General features: G+C 60.7%; 18 protein-coding genes. 13 read left to right on the plus strand and 5 right to left on the minus strand.

Features of this window, described 5'->3' with window-relative positions:
* From ACQKRQ_RS02715 to ACQKRQ_RS02730, 4 genes are all read left to right on the plus strand, one after another.
* Positions 1-768 carry an ABC transporter permease gene (locus ACQKRQ_RS02715; protein ID WP_427474933.1) on the plus strand — a complete coding sequence of 256 codons (768 nt, stop codon included), beginning with the start codon at positions 1-3 and terminating at the stop codon, positions 766-768.
* Between the two features lie 60 nt (positions 769-828).
* Positions 829-1,449, plus strand: coding sequence for a hypothetical protein (locus tag ACQKRQ_RS02720; RefSeq protein ID WP_427474934.1), 621 nt, complete (start codon positions 829-831; stop codon positions 1,447-1,449).
* Positions 1,450-1,478: 29 nt separating this feature from the next.
* Positions 1,479-2,234, plus strand: a complete 756-nt coding sequence (locus ACQKRQ_RS02725) for an amino acid ABC transporter ATP-binding protein (protein ID WP_427474935.1) — start codon at positions 1,479-1,481, stop codon at positions 2,232-2,234.
* 101 nt (positions 2,235-2,335) lie between these two features.
* Positions 2,336-2,941 (plus strand): hypothetical protein, encoded by a 606-nt coding sequence (locus ACQKRQ_RS02730; protein ID WP_427474936.1) that lies wholly within the window; start codon positions 2,336-2,338, stop codon positions 2,939-2,941.
* A gap of 48 nt (positions 2,942-2,989) precedes the next feature.
* Here ACQKRQ_RS02730 and ACQKRQ_RS02735 read toward each other — a convergent pair whose 3' ends face one another.
* Positions 2,990-3,670, minus strand: a complete 681-nt coding sequence (locus tag ACQKRQ_RS02735) for a helix-turn-helix domain-containing protein (RefSeq protein ID WP_408311991.1) — start codon at positions 3,668-3,670, stop codon at positions 2,990-2,992.
* Positions 3,671-3,772: 102 nt separating this feature from the next.
* Between ACQKRQ_RS02735 and ACQKRQ_RS02740 the strand changes: the two genes are divergently transcribed.
* From ACQKRQ_RS02740 to ACQKRQ_RS02750, 3 genes are read left to right on the plus strand one after another with little or no spacing between them, the layout of a single operon-like run.
* Complete coding sequence (locus tag ACQKRQ_RS02740; protein WP_427474937.1) at positions 3,773-4,219, plus strand: GNAT family N-acetyltransferase; 447 nt, start codon at positions 3,773-3,775, stop codon at positions 4,217-4,219.
* Positions 4,216-4,473 carry a hypothetical protein gene (locus ACQKRQ_RS02745; protein ID WP_427474938.1) on the plus strand — a complete coding sequence of 86 codons (258 nt, stop codon included), beginning with the start codon at positions 4,216-4,218 and terminating at the stop codon, positions 4,471-4,473. The genes ACQKRQ_RS02740 and ACQKRQ_RS02745 overlap by 4 nt, the downstream gene beginning before the upstream one ends.
* Positions 4,474-4,520: 47 nt before the next feature.
* Positions 4,521-6,131 carry a Na+/H+ antiporter gene (locus ACQKRQ_RS02750; RefSeq protein ID WP_427474939.1) on the plus strand — a complete coding sequence of 537 codons (1,611 nt, stop codon included), beginning with the start codon at positions 4,521-4,523 and terminating at the stop codon, positions 6,129-6,131.
* A 44-nt stretch (positions 6,132-6,175) separates the two neighbouring features.
* Here the strand turns inward: ACQKRQ_RS02750 and ACQKRQ_RS02755 are convergent, their stop codons facing one another.
* Positions 6,176-6,589 carry a DoxX family protein gene (locus tag ACQKRQ_RS02755; RefSeq protein WP_427474940.1) on the minus strand — a complete coding sequence of 138 codons (414 nt, stop codon included), beginning with the start codon at positions 6,587-6,589 and terminating at the stop codon, positions 6,176-6,178.
* Between the two features lie 169 nt (positions 6,590-6,758).
* Complete coding sequence (locus tag ACQKRQ_RS02760) at positions 6,759-7,673, minus strand: LysR family transcriptional regulator (RefSeq protein WP_427474941.1); 915 nt, start codon at positions 7,671-7,673, stop codon at positions 6,759-6,761.
* Positions 7,674-7,893: 220 nt separating this feature from the next.
* Here ACQKRQ_RS02760 and ACQKRQ_RS02765 point away from each other — a divergent pair, with 220 nt between their 5' ends.
* From ACQKRQ_RS02765 to ACQKRQ_RS02780, 4 genes are all read left to right on the plus strand, one after another.
* Complete coding sequence (locus tag ACQKRQ_RS02765) at positions 7,894-8,235, plus strand: DUF4148 domain-containing protein (protein WP_427474942.1); 342 nt, start codon at positions 7,894-7,896, stop codon at positions 8,233-8,235.
* Between the two features lie 50 nt (positions 8,236-8,285).
* A complete protein-coding gene (locus ACQKRQ_RS02770) occupies positions 8,286-9,599 on the plus strand; it encodes a serine hydrolase domain-containing protein (RefSeq protein ID WP_427474943.1) in 1,314 nt (437 codons plus the stop codon).
* Between the two features lie 49 nt (positions 9,600-9,648).
* Positions 9,649-10,515, plus strand: a complete 867-nt coding sequence (locus ACQKRQ_RS02775; RefSeq protein WP_427474944.1) for an NmrA family NAD(P)-binding protein — start codon at positions 9,649-9,651, stop codon at positions 10,513-10,515.
* A gap of 92 nt (positions 10,516-10,607) precedes the next feature.
* Positions 10,608-11,630, plus strand: coding sequence for an aldo/keto reductase (locus ACQKRQ_RS02780; RefSeq protein WP_427474945.1), 1,023 nt, complete (start codon positions 10,608-10,610; stop codon positions 11,628-11,630).
* A gap of 123 nt (positions 11,631-11,753) precedes the next feature.
* Here the strand turns inward: ACQKRQ_RS02780 and ACQKRQ_RS02785 are convergent, their stop codons facing one another.
* Positions 11,754-12,179 carry an organic hydroperoxide resistance protein gene (locus ACQKRQ_RS02785; RefSeq protein WP_132378002.1) on the minus strand — a complete coding sequence of 142 codons (426 nt, stop codon included), beginning with the start codon at positions 12,177-12,179 and terminating at the stop codon, positions 11,754-11,756.
* A 453-nt stretch (positions 12,180-12,632) separates the two neighbouring features.
* Between ACQKRQ_RS02785 and ACQKRQ_RS02790 the strand changes: the two genes are divergently transcribed.
* A complete protein-coding gene (locus ACQKRQ_RS02790) occupies positions 12,633-13,034 on the plus strand; it encodes a VOC family protein (RefSeq protein ID WP_427474946.1) in 402 nt (133 codons plus the stop codon).
* 59 nt (positions 13,035-13,093) lie between these two features.
* On the opposite strand, the gene ACQKRQ_RS02795 is transcribed toward ACQKRQ_RS02790, so the two are convergent.
* Positions 13,094-13,945, minus strand: coding sequence for an alpha/beta fold hydrolase (locus ACQKRQ_RS02795; RefSeq protein WP_427474947.1), 852 nt, complete (start codon positions 13,943-13,945; stop codon positions 13,094-13,096).
* A 126-nt stretch (positions 13,946-14,071) separates the two neighbouring features.
* Here ACQKRQ_RS02795 and ACQKRQ_RS02800 point away from each other — a divergent pair, with 126 nt between their 5' ends.
* Positions 14,072-14,893: a LysR substrate-binding domain-containing protein gene (locus ACQKRQ_RS02800; protein ID WP_408312319.1), complete on the plus strand. Its 822-nt coding sequence runs from the start codon at positions 14,072-14,074 to the stop codon at positions 14,891-14,893.
* Positions 14,894-14,917 lie beyond the last annotated feature (24 nt).

Raw genomic sequence — 14,917 nt, forward strand, 5'->3', positions numbered from 1 at the left:
ATGTTCGACTTCTCATTGCTCATTTCGAGCTTTCCGCGTCTGCTCGCCGCTTTGCCCATCACGCTCGAGTTGTTTGTCGCCATCGTGGTCGTCGGCATCATTGTGGGCGTGCCCACGGCGCTTGTTGGATTGAGCTCGTCCAGGGTTCTGAGCGGTAGCGTCAAGTTTTACATCGGCGCATTCCGTGGCACGCCGGCGCTCGTGCAATTGTTCTTTCTCTACTACGGATTCGGACAGTTCTCTTTTATTCGACACTCCGTGGTGTGGCCGCTCTTGCGTGACCCATTCACTTGCGCGGTCATTGCTTTGGGCCTGAATTCGGGTGCGTACACGGCGCGCATTCTGATGGGGGCGCTGTCTGCCGTACCCAAAGGCATTGTCGAAGCTGCCGAGGCGCTGGGGTTGAGTCGAGCCTCCATACTCACGCGCATCAAAGCACCGATCGCTATTCGGATTGCAATCCCCGCGTATGCGAACGAAACGATTCTGAACCTGAAGGCGACTTCGCTGGCATCGACCGTGACCATCATGGAATTGACGGGAACGTCGAAGTTGCTGGTTAGTGAAACTTACGCGCCCTATGAGATTTTCGTCGCCGCTGGATTGATTTATCTCGCGATGACGTTTTTCCTCTCGCACGGGTTCCGGATTCTCGAACTGAACATTGCACGCAGAACAGGGAAGGACGTCAACGTCGTCAACGCTCGAAAGCCCAAGCAAGCCGCGATGCTGAAGTCTTCAGATTCTGGCGACGCTCACGCGACCTAGTCCTCATATGGCGCATCTTGATAGGCGGACTCATGCCTCCGAGTCCCTTACGAAAAGTTAATGGAGAAACGCAAATTGCTTCGGTTTCTGACACTTGGACCACGTGGCAGCAATCACGAGTTCGTGACTGCCCGATACATTCAACATCACGGTCTGGAAGGACGGGCGTCGATGGCGCTGGTATTGAGCTTTGACGAGGCCGCACGACTGGTGATCGACGGCGAGGCCGACTATATCGTGCAGGTTGCAGTCCATCCTTCGACGGCTGACATCGTTGCGAAGTACCGCAAACAACTTTTCGTCATCGATGCATTCGTCTCTTCCAGCAAAGACATGGCCGTAGTGACCCGCGTCGACGTCGAGATACCGCGCACGCTCGCACTTCAGCCCGCCACGCGCGACTATGTCAATACAGATGGACTGACGCTCATTCCGGAGACATCGACAGCCTCGGTTGCGAATGGGCTCCTCTCGGGCAAGTACGAAAGCGGTCTGACGTACTCGTCCCTTGCTACCGAGAATCCCACCCGCTTCAGAATCGATGAGCAGATCGGAACGGTCGACGACCCCTGGATTGTCTACGGCCGTGAGCGGTTGTCCGACGGCCAGGTTGTCGCCTGGAAGGAGAGTCCGGCGGCTCAGGCATTCCACGCTCAGACAATCACGCGGCTTGACACCTGAGTCGCACGACAATGCACAAGACTTTCGCTATGAATACGATCCCCAATAATGAATTCGCGATATCTATCAACGGACTCTCAAAGAGTTTCGGCGAGTTCAATGTACTCAATTCTATTTCGCTGAATGTCCGGCGAGGTGAAAAGATTGTTCTGTGCGGACCGTCCGGCTCCGGAAAATCGACACTGATTCGCTGCGTGAATCGACTGGAGAGGCATGATTCGGGAGATGTCCGCGTCGACGGAATCGAGCTCAATGACAATGTGAAACACGTACGCATGATACGTGCCGATGTCGGCATGGTGTTTCAGCATTTCAATCTGTTCCCTCACATGACGGTGCTGGCAAACTGCACCTTGGCTCCCATGCGTGTTCGTGGTTTGAAGCGGAAGGAGGCCGAAGCACGGGCCCTTGAAATGCTCGAACGCGTTCGCGTGGCGAGTCACGCCGGGAAATACCCTTCCCAGCTTTCCGGCGGTCAACAGCAGCGGGTGGCTATCGCAAGAGCGCTCTGCATGTCGCCGACCATCATGCTGCTCGACGAACCGACGTCGGCGCTCGACCCGGAGATGGTCAGGGAGGTGCTCGACACGCTGACGCTACTCGCGCAAGACGGCATGACCATGCTTTGCGTTACCCATGAGATGGGATTCGCGAGGGCGGTGGCCGACCGTATTCTGTTCATGGACCAGGGTGAGATCGTAGAAGACAACGAGCCTGCCCACTTCTTTGATGCGCCGAGGACTGAGCGAGCGAGGCGATTCCTCAGTCAGATGATTCACAAATGAATATGTCATGTTAGCCATGCGCGAGAACTCGAACTTTTCAAAGAGGTCGAGACGCTTCGCCCACAATAAAACGGTATCCCGCAGATCTTCAGGAGTAAAGCATGGCCACAATCAGATTTGGCACACTCGGCCCATCTGGAACGAACCACGAGTATGTGACGCGTCGTTACATCGAATTCCACGGCCTCGAGGCGGAAGTCAAACTCTTTGATAATTTCGACGACGCGCTAGCTGCGTTTGACGCCGACGAAATCGACTATCTCATTCAGTGCGCGGTTCATCCGGATACCCCTCGTGTGATGGGCAGGAATTTCCGTGAGCGGTTCGTTGTCGACACGTTCATCTCGCCGAGTCAGACATTGGCGATTCTCACGCGTAACGACGTGGACAAGCCGGAAACCATCTCGCTCGTTTCTCCCGCAACCGATGACTACGCCGACCTCGGCGCGTATTCCAGGCGGATTCCCGCAGTCTCGATTCCGGTGGCTTTCGAGCGACTGATGAAGGGAGAATGCGATTCCGCGCTGGTCTATCGATACTATTTCGACTCGCAACCGGAGACGCTGCGAGTGGATGCCACGATCGGTTCGCCCGATGACGCCTGGATCGTGTACGGGCGCGAGCGCGTTGGAGCGGGAGAGATTGTCGCCAGTCGGGAAAGCGCGGTGGCAAAGCAATTCGCAGAACTGCAGCGGTCGCAACGATAAACCGGTACGTGCGATAGGGTGGTTGCGAGAGGCTACGGCCTCTATTTTCTAGCTGTATTCGCGGATGTTGAAGAACACTGCGAGAAATTTGACCGGCACGCTTTCGATTTCTTCCGGACCATGCGCCGCATTCGGGTCGAATAGCAGGCTGTCGCCGGGTTTCAGGTCGTAGAGCCGATTGGCGTAACGGTATTTCATCTTGCCTTCGAGTACGTGAAGGAACTGAATACCCGTTGTCTGGTGGGTTGACCACGGCTGGGACTTTTCGTCGAGCGTAACGACATACGGCTCCACGGAGAGATTTCCTGACAATACGTGGCCAACGAGCCGATAGATGTGGCCGTACGACGAACCTTCCCTGTCGACAGTCACGCCTTGTCCCGCGGGTACGAACGAGCAGTCGTGGCGCTCGCTCTGATCGACGAAAAAGCGCGATACAGGTTTGCCCAACGCATTGGCCAACCGCGTAAGCGTTTCGATCGACGGAGTGGCCGTTCCTTTTTCGATTCTTGAGAGCATCGAATGGGAAATGCCGGCCATTTTCGCGAGGGTGCCCGAAGCGATTCCTGCTGAGGTTCGGAAAGCATGAATCTGTGCAGCCAGAGCACGGGACACTTTCTCCACTGCAGGGTCCGTCTGCTTCTCTGCTACCTCGATGTCCGGAGATTCTTCAGCGGGTGGCTGACTCTGAGTTTTTGGCATGGTGCCTTCAATGAAGGAGCAGTTCAAAGATGACTACTTGTTGCCATTATATGAGGCATTGCCGCGCATGAGTGGCAAGTCAACGGCTTTTTGGCGGTACCGCGCGAGATAGTAAAGGAGACTGCGTTGATGCATATTCGCCCTGTTGCACCGACAGATGCACGTTCCGTTGCGCACCTCGTGGATGCGCTTCTTGTGGAGCTTCACCATGGCGAACTTGAACACGCGGACCGAGTGTCTATCGCTGAAACCGTTCTGACCAAAACGAGTCGCTGCTTCGGATATCTGGCGCTCGAAGGCGATAGTCCCGTAGGCGTACTTCTAATGACAGAAGGAATGGCAATATACGCGGGAGGGGCCTTCGGACAGATTACCGAGCTATACGTCCGACCGGAATGCCGGTCTGGTGGATTGGCCGCGGCGCTGGTCCGCGAAGCCGCGAGGTTCGGCAAGGAACGCGGATGGAAACGACTCGACGTGGGCGCTCCAGCCCAGCCCCGCTGGAGCCGGACGCTTGCGTTCTATCTGTCCGCGGGTTTTGTCGAGGTTGGACCACGGTTGCGTCTTGACTTGTGAAGATTGAGCGCCTGCGATTACCTGAAAGCGACCTCGTCGAACTGGATTCGTATCACGTGGACATCGCGTCACAACTCGGTGATTTCAGAGCCGTGAAGGAGCGTTATATTCGTTCCGACTTTCCTGCATGGACGATTATGGTCAGCGGCGCTGAGGAAATAACGCCGAAGTCTCGCGGCGTATTTTTGCCGGCTTGCAAAGGCGGGCTTCATGGGCGGCTGAAAATGTTTGTACATTACGATATGCAAGCATAACGGTTTCGGCAACAGCCGGCCGCCACCGCACCCTTGAGCGCCCACTGATGAACCACATCGTATTCTTCGAAGGCCTGCTTCTCGTACTGCTCGGCGCGTGCGTGCTATCGCTCATTGCCAGCCGTTTCAATCTGCCGTCGGCTGCCGTGTTGCTGGTCGGCGGTGCGGCGATCGGCTTCGCAACCGATGCGCCCGTCGTTGCGTTCGACCCCGACGTCATCATGGTCGTGCTGATTCCGCCGCTGCTGATGTCCAGTGCGTTCTATACCGCCTGGCGAGAGTTTCGCCGCGAGACGGCACCAATCGCGTCGCTGGCGCTCGGGTCGGTGATTTTCACGACTGCGTGCGTCGGGTGCGCCGTCCATTGGGTCGATCCACAGTTGCCGTGGGCCGCGTGCGTCGCCCTCGGCGCGATCGTGTCGCCGCCCGATGCGGTGGCGGCCAAAGCCCTGCTCGGCGAGTTGCCGTTGCCGGAGCGGCTGGTCACCGTGCTCGAGGGCGAAAGCCTCGTCAACGACGCGTCAGGGCTCGTGATCTATCGCTTCGCGCTGGTTGCGCTGGCGGCGGGCACCTTCAGCGCGAGCGACGCCGTCCTCACCTTTTCGACGCTTTCGCTCGTCGGCATCGCAACGGGCGCGCTCATCGGCTGGGCAACGATCAAGCTGCTCGGCTGGCTCGAAGACACGCATCTGGCCGTCGTGCTGACCTTCCTCGCTGCGTGGGCCGCGTATCTGCTCGGTGAACGCCTGCATGGCTCCGGTGTGCTGTCGGTGGTGGTGTGCGGCCTGATCGTTGGACTGTGCCAGCACATGACACTCGACGCGACCACGCGTCTGAAAACCACCGGCACGTGGGACGTCGTCGTCTTCGTGCTGGAAGCGCTCGTGTTCATCCTGATCGGCGTGTCGCTGCCCGGTACGCTGGCAAAGCTCGATGCGGGACGAACGTTCTCGTGGTGGCTGCCCGAGCGTGTGTGGGTGGTGGCCGGCGTCACGGTCGCGGTTGTGATCGTCGCGCGGTTCGTCTGGGTGATGGCGGCGATCGCGTTGCCCGAATATCTCCTCTCGCGCGCGCGTGACACCCAGCCCAGAACGGACCTCAAGCAGGCGACGATTCTCGGTTGGGCCGGAATGCGCGGCGTTGTGAGTCTCGCCGCTGCACTGGCGCTGCCCGAGTCGCTGGCCGACCGCGATCTGCTGATTTTCTCGACATTCGCGGTGATCTTCGTGACGGTCCTCGTGCAAGGTCTGACGCTGGCGCCGCTCGCGCGCCTGGTCGGTTTCAACGATGCTCGCGCGTCCGCCGAATCGAAATATCTCACGCAATATCAGGCCCGATCCCTCACGTTTCAGGCGTCGCTGGACGCGCTGAAGCAGATCGACCTCGCGCAATGTAAAGGCAACGAAGACGTGGTGCTGCGGCTGATCGACGAATACAGCTACCGTATCGACAGCAACGTGCGTGCGCACACGGGCGGCGAAACGCTCGTGCACTTACGGCTGACGCGGCTGAACCTCGGGCTGCGAGCGGTCCAGGCCGGCCGCGCGGCGCTGCTTCAGTTGCACGACGAGAACCGGATCAAGGACAAGACCCTGCACCGGATCGAATCGGAACTCGATTTCGAAGAGGCACGGCTGAAAAAATTGTTGGGGCCGTGAAGCGGCGATGCGCGAGGAAAACGGCACAAGTGGAAACGCGATGCTTACTGCCGGGCTGTTCCGTCGCGCTGCTCCGCTCGGCCGCCAAAACGGATCTGGCCCGGCCCGGCAAGCGCGATCGTGCCGAACAGAATCAGCAGCATCCATGCGAACTGTCCTTCCGCCAGCGACCAGTCGCGATGGACGAAGGCCAGCGCGACCACCGTGACGATGAGGATCGGCAACGCAGCGAGTCGCGTCGCGATCCCGAGGATCATCAGCGGCGGACAGATGACTTCCGCGAAAATCGCGAATGTAATCGACACGGTTCGGCCGAGGTGAAACGGATCTTCGATCGCCGCTGCCTGGCTCGCGTAGTGCATGGCTTTCGGCAAGCCGTGAACTACGAGGACGAGCAGGCTCGCGGTCACTCGTAAATACAGCAGTCCAAAATCCGTGGTCGTTGCCCTTAATTTCACACGCGCCTCCTTGTTCTCGCCTGGATCGAGCGATCATAGGCTAGCGCGGACTGAACGTCCTTCCAGATTCCTTAAGTGTTCTTAAGCGTGAGGTAGAAGGTATTCGCTTTGACCGCTAACCTCGAGCGTCGGTTGAAAAAATCTGAACGAATGGGACTATTTCGACTTGCTAGCTCGTACTCGTCAAAGCGACGATAAAGTCAAGAAATACCCTTGCCTTGGCCGGCATGTGGTGCCGCGACGGATGGTACGCATAGAGCGGGAAGCGCTCATCCGGCCAGTCTGGAAACAGGATGACGAGCCGGCCCTCCCGGATCAGGGGCTCGGCTCCAAGCAGCAGCATCTGCGCGACGCCGGCGCCGGCCACACACGCGTTGAGGAGTGCGCTCGGATCATTCACCGTAAGCCGACCATTCGTTTCGACAACGAGCTTTTTGCGCTTGCGATGAAACTCCCACGGATACGGCTTTCCGGTATCCGGGTTCCGGAATTCCAAACACCTGTGCTCCCCGCGACTCAGCTCTTGAGGCTCCGCCGGCCGCCCCCGGCGAGCGAGGTACGAGGGAGATGCGACGGTGACAACCGCGGTGTCGAGGAGCTTTCGCGCGATCAGGCTGGATGAGCGAGGTTCGCCGAAGCGCAAGGCCAGATCGAAGCCGTCCATGACGAGGTCGCCGAGTTGATCTCTCGCAATGAACTCGAGTTCGAGTTCAGGATGCGCATCCATGAATTCGTCGAGCTTCGGACCCAGAATGATCCGCGAAAAGACCGGGTCAAGATTGATTCGCAGCTTCCCGCGCACGGTCGCGGCGCCTCCTGCCGCGGCTGCGGCGGCTTCCTCCATGCCCCTCAAGTGCGGCATGACCTGCTCGTAGAACCGCCGGCCCGCTTCGGTCAGGGACACGGCGCGGGTCGTCCGATTGAAGAGCCGTGTTTTCAACCGCCTTTCGAGTCGAGCGATTGCCCGGCTAACCCCGGGCGGCGACATACCCATCAATTCGGACGCGGCTGCGAACGTTCCCGCATCGACGACGGCGGCAAATACGCTGATACCGCTGGAGAGATTCTCGCTGGACGATCTCATGGGCGCTGCTTCCTGGTCATTTAATGGTCGAAGACGTTCAGTCGAATGCCAAGCCGTTATCGGCTGGCCCTGCACCGTGCGTCAAAAACCGCACTATGACTCATTAGTAACCATCAGTCACTTCACAAGTGTCATTCGTGTCATTTAGTTTCTCATCGCGTTTGCCCACAATGCATCCCAACAGGTCGTTTCAACCTCAGCGATTCAAAGGAGCATTGCCATGAATACCCGTCATCTCGCGCTTGCCATCGCGGCCGCCATCGCCTTCCCTGTGGCTGGATACGCGCAGGAGTCCAGCTCGACTGTCACTCGTGCGCAGGTGCGCGCAGAGCTTGTGCAACTGGAAAGCGTGGGCTACTGGCCCGGCCGCGCCAATGATCCGCATTACCCCGCCGACATTCAGGCAGCCGAAGCGGCTGTGGTCTCGCAGAAGGGCGCCGAGTCGATCATCGGCAGCAGTGTGGGCGGTGTGCGCAGCGGCTCGTCCGCTTCGGGCAACCGCATCACCGCAGCGGCGGCCCCCGCGAATGCACCGTTCGATTCGCTCTACGCACATCGCTGATCGGCACATCACACCCATCATTGTTCATTCCAATTTCCAGGGAGTAGGAGATGACCGTTCAACTCACCCGCCGCGACCTGTTGAAGCGAGCATCCGGCCTGCTGGCCGTCGCCGCAGTGGGCGGATTGACCAGCATCGAAACCGAGGCCGCGCAGGTGCATCAGGCGCGTAGTCGTGTTCTGGTCCGCAACCCTGCCTTCGCTACGATCGACCTTTCCTTGCGGCAGGCTGTCGACAATGGCACCGTAGCTGGTGTGGTGGCGATGGGCGCCACGCAGCGCGGCCTCGTCTACGAAGGCGCATCAGGCCATGCCAATCCCCAGGCCGGTACGGCAATGACGCCCGACACGGTGTTCTGGCTGCTATCGATGACCAAGGCGATCACCGCCACGGCCTGCATGCAACTCATCGAGCAGGGCCGGCTTCGGCTCGACCAGCCCGCAGGCGAGATCCTGCCGGAACTGAAGTCGCCGCAGGTGCTGGACGGCTTCGATGCATCGGGACAGCCGAAACTGCGTCCTGCACGAAACGCGATAACCGTGCGTCATCTGCTGACTCACACGTCCGGCTTCACGTACAGCATCTGGAGCGAAAACATCAGCCGGTACGAAAAGGCGACCGGCATGCCGGATATCGGCTACTCGATGAACGGCGCGTTCAAGGCACCGCTGGAGTTCGAACCCGGCGAACGCTGGCAGTACGGCATCGGCATGGACTGGGTGGGCAAGCTGGTCGAGGCAGTGACGGATCAGTCGTTGGAGGTCTACTTCCGGGAGCACATTTTCGCGCCGCTCGGCATGAGCAATTCGGGATTTCTGATCAGCGGCGCGCAGAAGCAGCGCGTCGCGACAATGCACAGCCGGCAACCCGACGGATCGCTCAAGCCCGCGCCGTTCGAAATCAACCAGCGGCCCGAGTTCTTCATGGGCGGCGGCGGTGCATTCAGCACGCCGCGCGATTACATGGCGCTTCTCCAGATGCTGATGAACGGTGGGACGTACCGCGGCGAGCGAATCCTGCGTGCCGACACCGTGGCGACGATGTTCCAGAATCAGATCGGAGATCTTCAGGTAACCGAAATGAAAACGGCGCAGCCCGCATGGTCTAACAGCTTCGATCAGTTTCCCGGGACGCCTCACAAGTGGGGGCTCTCCTTCGACATCAACACACAGCCGGGTCCGCATGGCCGCAGCGCGGGCAGCATCAGCTGGGCGGGCCTGCTGAACAGCTATTTCTGGGTCGATCCGGTCAGGAAGGTAGCCGGCACGCTGTTCACGCAGATTCTGCCGTTCTACGACCCTCGTGTGGTGGATCTGTACGGTCAGTTCGAGCAGGGGCTGTATCACGGTTTGCAACGCGCGTGAGCCCCGCTCACGGAGCGGCACACATCTGTCTATGCAAGGAGAAGCTGCAATGTATGCAATCACAGGGATAACAGGAAAGGTCGGCGGCGCGGTGGCGCGCACGTTGCTCGCCGCGGGCCAGCCGGTACGCGCGGTGGTACGCGATGCCGCCCGGGCACGTTCGTGGGCTGAGCGCGGGTGTGAAGTGGTGACAGCCGAGATGGACGACGCGGCGTCCCTTGCCGCCGCTTTCGAGGGCATGCAAGGCGTGTTCATTCTGCCGCCGTCCGAGTTCGATCCGTTGCCGGGCTTTCCCGAGGCACGTGCTGTCATTGACGCCGTGCGCGAAGCGCTTCAGTCGGCGGCACCGGGCAAGGTGGTCTGCCTGTCGACGATCGGCGCGCAGGCCACCGAGACCAATCTGCTCACGCAACGTACGCTGATGGAACAGGCGCTGCGCGATTTACCGATGCCCGTGACATTCCTGCGTCCCGGCTGGTTCATGGAAAACGCCGCGTGGGACGTCGCGCCGGCCCGCGACAACGGGATCATCTCCAGCTTTTTGCAGCCGCTCGACAAGGCCGTGCCGATGGTCGCGACCGCGGACGTTGGTCGCGTTGCCGCGCAACTGCTTCAGCAAACGTGGCGCGGCGCGCGTGTCGTCGAATTGGAAGGGCCGCAGCGTGTGAGCCCGAACGATCTGGCCGAGGCGTTTGCCCGGGGGCTGGGTCGTCCGGTTCGGGCGGAGGTGGTGCCGCGCGAGACATGGGGCGAGCTGTTCCGCTCCCAAGGTACGAAGGACCCGTTGCCGCGTATGCGCATGCTCGACGGGTTCAATGAAGGCTGGATCGCCTTCGAAGGCGATCCAGCCGACGTCGTCAAGGGCGAGGTGGAACTGGAAACCGTTCTGCGCGACCTCGTCTCGCAGGCGGGCTAACGCGGGCGCATCCGGTGACGCGTGCAGCATGCCGCGTCGCCGGGTGCTCCGCGCTCATCGTTCATCGAGGGATTCATATCAAGGGATTCGCTATGGAATACAGCACACTCGGCAGGTCTGGGCTGCGCATTTCGCGTCTTTGTCTTGGCGCCATGACCTTTGGCGCCGGTACCGGCATCTGGGGCGAAATTGCCGGCCTCGACCGTTCCCAGGCCACGCGGCTTGTCGCGATGGCCGTCGAGCGCGGTATCAATCTGATCGATACCGCTGACGCCTATTCGCAAGGGCAATCTGAAGCGGTCGTCGGTCAGGCGCTGGCCGATCTTGGACTCGACGAATCGCGCATGCTGGTCGCGACCAAAGTCCGGCTGCGCACAGGAGCCGGCCACAACGACGTCGGGCTCGGCCGCTCGCACATCATGCGGTCGGTGGAAACGAGTCTTCGGCGTATCGGCCGGGATCATATCGACCTGTTTCAGTTGCACGACCGCGATGAACTCGTTCCGCTGGAAGAAACGCTGCGTGCTCTCGACGACCTGGTGAGGCAGGGCAAGGTGCGCCACCTCGGGGTCTGCAACTTCAGCGCGGGCGACCTGGAGCGTGCACAGGGCATTACCGCGCGCACGCACTGGGCCCGCATTGTCAGCAATCAGGTTCACTATGCGCTGACGAGCCGCGACGTCGAGCATGAGATCGCGCCCGTGGCAAAGGCGAACGATGTTGCGCTTATGGTGTGGAGTCCGCTCGCGGGCGGATACCTGAGCGGTAAGTACACGCAGGGAAGCAGCGGCGAAACCGGGCGTCGGACCAGGCTGAATTTTCCGCCGATCGATCCCGCAAAGGCGGATCCTGTCGTTCGCGTAGTGTGCGACATCGCTGCGGAGTTGAACGCGTCGCCCGCTCAGGTGGCATTGGCGTGGATTCTGGCACGCCGTGAAGTCTGTTCTGTCATTGTGGGCGCGCGCACGCCAGAGCAACTCGCCGCTAACCTCGACGCTCAGCAGATCGCGTTGAACGCGGCGCAGACCGAACGTCTGAATCAGGTTTCGCAGCCGCACCTGCCTTATCCTTACTGGATGCAGCAGTTCCACGACAAGGATCGGGTGGTAGTCTGATTGCTTGGCAAGTGACAATTCTGTCACCCGATCGAGGACGACGAAAGAATGCAGCGGATGCCGTGCCGCTCTACGCGACACGGCATCCGCTGCTTGCACAAAAAGCGCGTGTTGACGTGCGGCTTAGACCAGCGTCAGCTTGACGTCGATGTTGTTGCGCGTCGCGTTCGAATAAGGACAGACCACATGCGCCTTGTCGATCAGCGCTTGCGCCTCTGCGCGGTCCATGCCCGGCAGCGAGATTTTCAGTTCGACTTCGATGCCGAAGCCATTGGGGATCTGTCCGATGCCGACGCTGCCGTCAATGGCGACGTCCTTTGGCAACGTGATCTTCTCGCGCGCGCTGACCGCCCTCAACGCGCCGATGAAGCACGCGCTATATCCCGCCGCGAAGAGTTGCTCGGGGTTGGTTCCGTCGCCGCCTCCGCCGCCGAGCTCCTTCGGCGTGGTCAGCTTGAGATCGAGGTTGCTCTCGGGAACCGTCGCACGCCCGTCGCGCCCGCCGGTGACGTGCGCATGAGCACGGTACAAGACTTTTTCAATCGACATTCGAGACTCCTTTACGTGTCAGGGTGGTCGAAGACTTCCCGGTGCGTCAGCAAGTTGAAGGCCGCGCCGTGAAGCGTCATGCACAAGCATACTCAAAGCGACGCGAACGCGCTCGGTGCGAGCCGGGCCGCTCGATCAAGCGACGTGTGCATGCTTGATCAAGACGATAGTACGAACGCAACGGTCGTGTCGACCGGACAATCACGAAGCAATCCCAACCGGTCGTCTACCCCGACAGCGCGAGCATCTCCTGGAACCGAGGTAGTCGCAGCAACCGGTACGAAACGCGAGCAAACCGCGCGCAAGCCAGCGTTGCACAGCCGGAAACGCCCGTGGCGCGGGCCTGCGCGACCCATGGCATGGGCACGGTTATGCGAGTATTGAATGTGAGCTTTTACTCGTAATATCCTCCGTACGGAACGCAACGAGCGATCCGATTCAACGGAGATCGACATGACCGATATCACGAACGCCATGAAGCTCAATCACGTGAGCTTCCCTTCATCCGATGTGAGCGCCACCGCCACCTTCTTCGAGGATCATCTAGGCTGTACGGTTGCCGCGCGAGGGACGAGCTGGCTTCTGAAACGCCCCGGATTCGACATCGTGATCGATGATGCCGACCATCCGGTGCAATGGCCTCACAACTTTCACATCGGCTTCGAACTGGCGTCCCTCGACGAGGTTCGCGGGCTTTACGAGCGGATGGCCGCCGCGGGTGTCGTGATGAAAACCGGCGTCTTCAAGCATGAACGCGGCTCGCGATTTTTCTGCGAGGTACCCGGCGGCGTGCTTGTCGAAATCAATACGCGTTCGGATGCCGACGAGCAATATCGCGGCACCTTCGACCTCTGACCTTCCCGGCGATCTTGCCGCGAATGCTGAATGCCGAATGCTGAACCGAAACGCCGGAATCAGAAGCTGACGAATGCCTGCACGAGCCGGTTAAAAGCGCCGGCGTTCGACACATTCATGCCGTGCGACGCGCCGGCGATGGTTTGCCGCTCCGCATAGTCGATCCATTCCGCGAGCTTTTCGACGTTGTTGCGGAACATGCGCGGGCTGCGCTGCCCGTCGATCAGCAGCGTCCGGCACTGCACGCCGCGCGCGGTTTCGCGGGAATAAGCGGGCAACGGATCGCGGAGCTGCTTGGGCAGCGTGCCCGCGTTGTCGATCGCCATGGTGCGGAATGCAACCGGGCTCTTGCGCCACGATCCGGGCACGCTCACCGAATCGACGAAAAGCTCCAGACCCGCATCGATCTGCTGGCTCTCGATGAGTTCAGCGACGCGCGCACGCAGCACATTGGTCGTGGCCGGCAGCGTCGCGTCCGGCATGCCGTCGATCTGCAGCGGACCGCCCGGGTCCGCGAGCGTCAGCGTCTTCACGAGCCGCGGATAGTCGCGCGCGACATGAAACGCCACGCAGCCGCCGCGCGAATGGCCGACCAGATGGACGGGCCCGAGGTCGATCGCCTCGATGAACTCGGCCAGCTCGGCGACGTGCGTCTGCCAGCCGAACTCGCCCTGGATGCACGCCTCGCTCGCCGGCCAGTAGTGGCTCAGGCTCACCGAGATGCAGCGGAAATGCTGCGAGAGCGCGGCGGTCTGGGCATTCCAGTAACGATAGTCGCACAGCGAGCCGTGCACGAACACGAGCGGCTCGCCTTCTCCGCACTCGACGTACGGCACGCAGATGCCCGATGCAATGGTCGCAAACGACAGTTCGGGTACGGCAAGCACTGAGAGGTCGGTACGGGCGTTCATGGACTGGCTCCTTTGCGGCCACTATGCCCCATGTCGCTACTTTAGAAAATCGCGTAATATTGATCGAATCTATCTACTTTTCTGATACCAGACCCATTGAAAGCCCTCGACCTGGACGTGATGACCATGATCGTCGCCGTCGCCGACACCGGCAACATCAGCCGGGCGGCGGAAGTCGTGCATCGTTCGCAATCGGCGGTGAGCATGCAGATCAAGACGCTCGAGACCGCGCTGGGCAAGCCGCTGTTCGTGCGCAAGCCGAGAAACGTGGTCCCGACGCAGGACGGCGAAGTGCTGCTGACGTACGCTCGCCGCATGCTCGCATTGCGCGACGAGGCGTGGGCGGCGGTGGTCCGGCCGGACGTGACCGGGCGCGTGAGCATCGGTGTGCCGGACGACTACGCGTCGTCGCTGCTGCCGCCGATCCTCAAGAAGTTTTCCGCGACCTATCCGAAGGTGGAGATTCAGGTCGTCGGTTTGCCGAGCGTCGCACTCGCGCCGATGGTGAAGGACGGCTCGGTCGATCTCGTATGCGCGACGCGGGTCAAGGGCTTGTCAGGCGAATTCATCCGGCTTGAGCCGATGGAATGGGCGGCGGCGCCGAGTGCCGATGAAATATGGCGCGAGCGGCCATTGCCGATCGCCGTGTTCCTGCCGGGCAGCGTCGCACGCGAGAACGCAATTCGCAGCCTGGAGCGGGCGAAGATTCCCTACCGCACCTCGTATGAGAGTCCGAGTCTGCTGGGCCTGCTGTCGATGGCCGAAGCGGGGTTGGCGATTGTTCCGCTCGCGCGATGCGCGGTGCCGGCACACTTCACGCTGCTTGGACGTGCGCACGGCTTGCCCGAGATCACCGCGTTGGAAATGGTGCTCGCGCGCAGCACGGCTTCGAATCGTCCGCCGTGCGATTTTCTGGCGGAGAAGATTGTTTCGGAGTTGCGGCGCTAGCTTTCCGGCATTCGGGTCAGCGGC

The sequence above is a fragment of the Paraburkholderia sp. NPDC080076 genome (assembly GCF_050281145.1).
Classification (GTDB): domain Bacteria; phylum Pseudomonadota; class Gammaproteobacteria; order Burkholderiales; family Burkholderiaceae; genus Paraburkholderia.

What these genes read in the sequence shown, in the direction of transcription:
- ACQKRQ_RS02785 (WP_132378002.1), bottom strand. Translation starts at nt 12,179, where the DNA reads ATGTCGATTGAAAAAGTCTTGTACCGTGCTCATGCGCACGTCACCGGC.
- ACQKRQ_RS02760 (WP_427474941.1), bottom strand. Translation starts at nt 7,673, where the DNA reads ATGAGATCGTCCAGCGAGAATCTCTCCAGCGGTATCAGCGTATTTGCC.
- ACQKRQ_RS02795 (WP_427474947.1), bottom strand. Translation starts at nt 13,945, where the DNA reads ATGAACGCCCGTACCGACCTCTCAGTGCTTGCCGTACCCGAACTGTCG.
- ACQKRQ_RS02740 (WP_427474937.1), top strand. Translation starts at nt 3,773, where the DNA reads ATGCATATTCGCCCTGTTGCACCGACAGATGCACGTTCCGTTGCGCAC.
- ACQKRQ_RS02775 (WP_427474944.1), top strand. Translation starts at nt 9,649, where the DNA reads ATGTATGCAATCACAGGGATAACAGGAAAGGTCGGCGGCGCGGTGGCG.
- ACQKRQ_RS02780 (WP_427474945.1), top strand. Translation starts at nt 10,608, where the DNA reads ATGGAATACAGCACACTCGGCAGGTCTGGGCTGCGCATTTCGCGTCTT.
- ACQKRQ_RS02730 (WP_427474936.1), top strand. Translation starts at nt 2,336, where the DNA reads ATGGCCACAATCAGATTTGGCACACTCGGCCCATCTGGAACGAACCAC.
- ACQKRQ_RS02800 (WP_408312319.1), top strand. Translation starts at nt 14,072, where the DNA reads ATGATCGTCGCCGTCGCCGACACCGGCAACATCAGCCGGGCGGCGGAA.
- ACQKRQ_RS02770 (WP_427474943.1), top strand. Translation starts at nt 8,286, where the DNA reads ATGACCGTTCAACTCACCCGCCGCGACCTGTTGAAGCGAGCATCCGGC.
- ACQKRQ_RS02750 (WP_427474939.1), top strand. Translation starts at nt 4,521, where the DNA reads ATGAACCACATCGTATTCTTCGAAGGCCTGCTTCTCGTACTGCTCGGC.
- ACQKRQ_RS02725 (WP_427474935.1), top strand. Translation starts at nt 1,479, where the DNA reads ATGAATACGATCCCCAATAATGAATTCGCGATATCTATCAACGGACTC.
- ACQKRQ_RS02765 (WP_427474942.1), top strand. Translation starts at nt 7,894, where the DNA reads ATGAATACCCGTCATCTCGCGCTTGCCATCGCGGCCGCCATCGCCTTC.
- ACQKRQ_RS02720 (WP_427474934.1), top strand. Translation starts at nt 829, where the DNA reads ATGGAGAAACGCAAATTGCTTCGGTTTCTGACACTTGGACCACGTGGC.
- ACQKRQ_RS02790 (WP_427474946.1), top strand. Translation starts at nt 12,633, where the DNA reads ATGACCGATATCACGAACGCCATGAAGCTCAATCACGTGAGCTTCCCT.
- ACQKRQ_RS02715 (WP_427474933.1), top strand. Translation starts at nt 1, where the DNA reads ATGTTCGACTTCTCATTGCTCATTTCGAGCTTTCCGCGTCTGCTCGCC.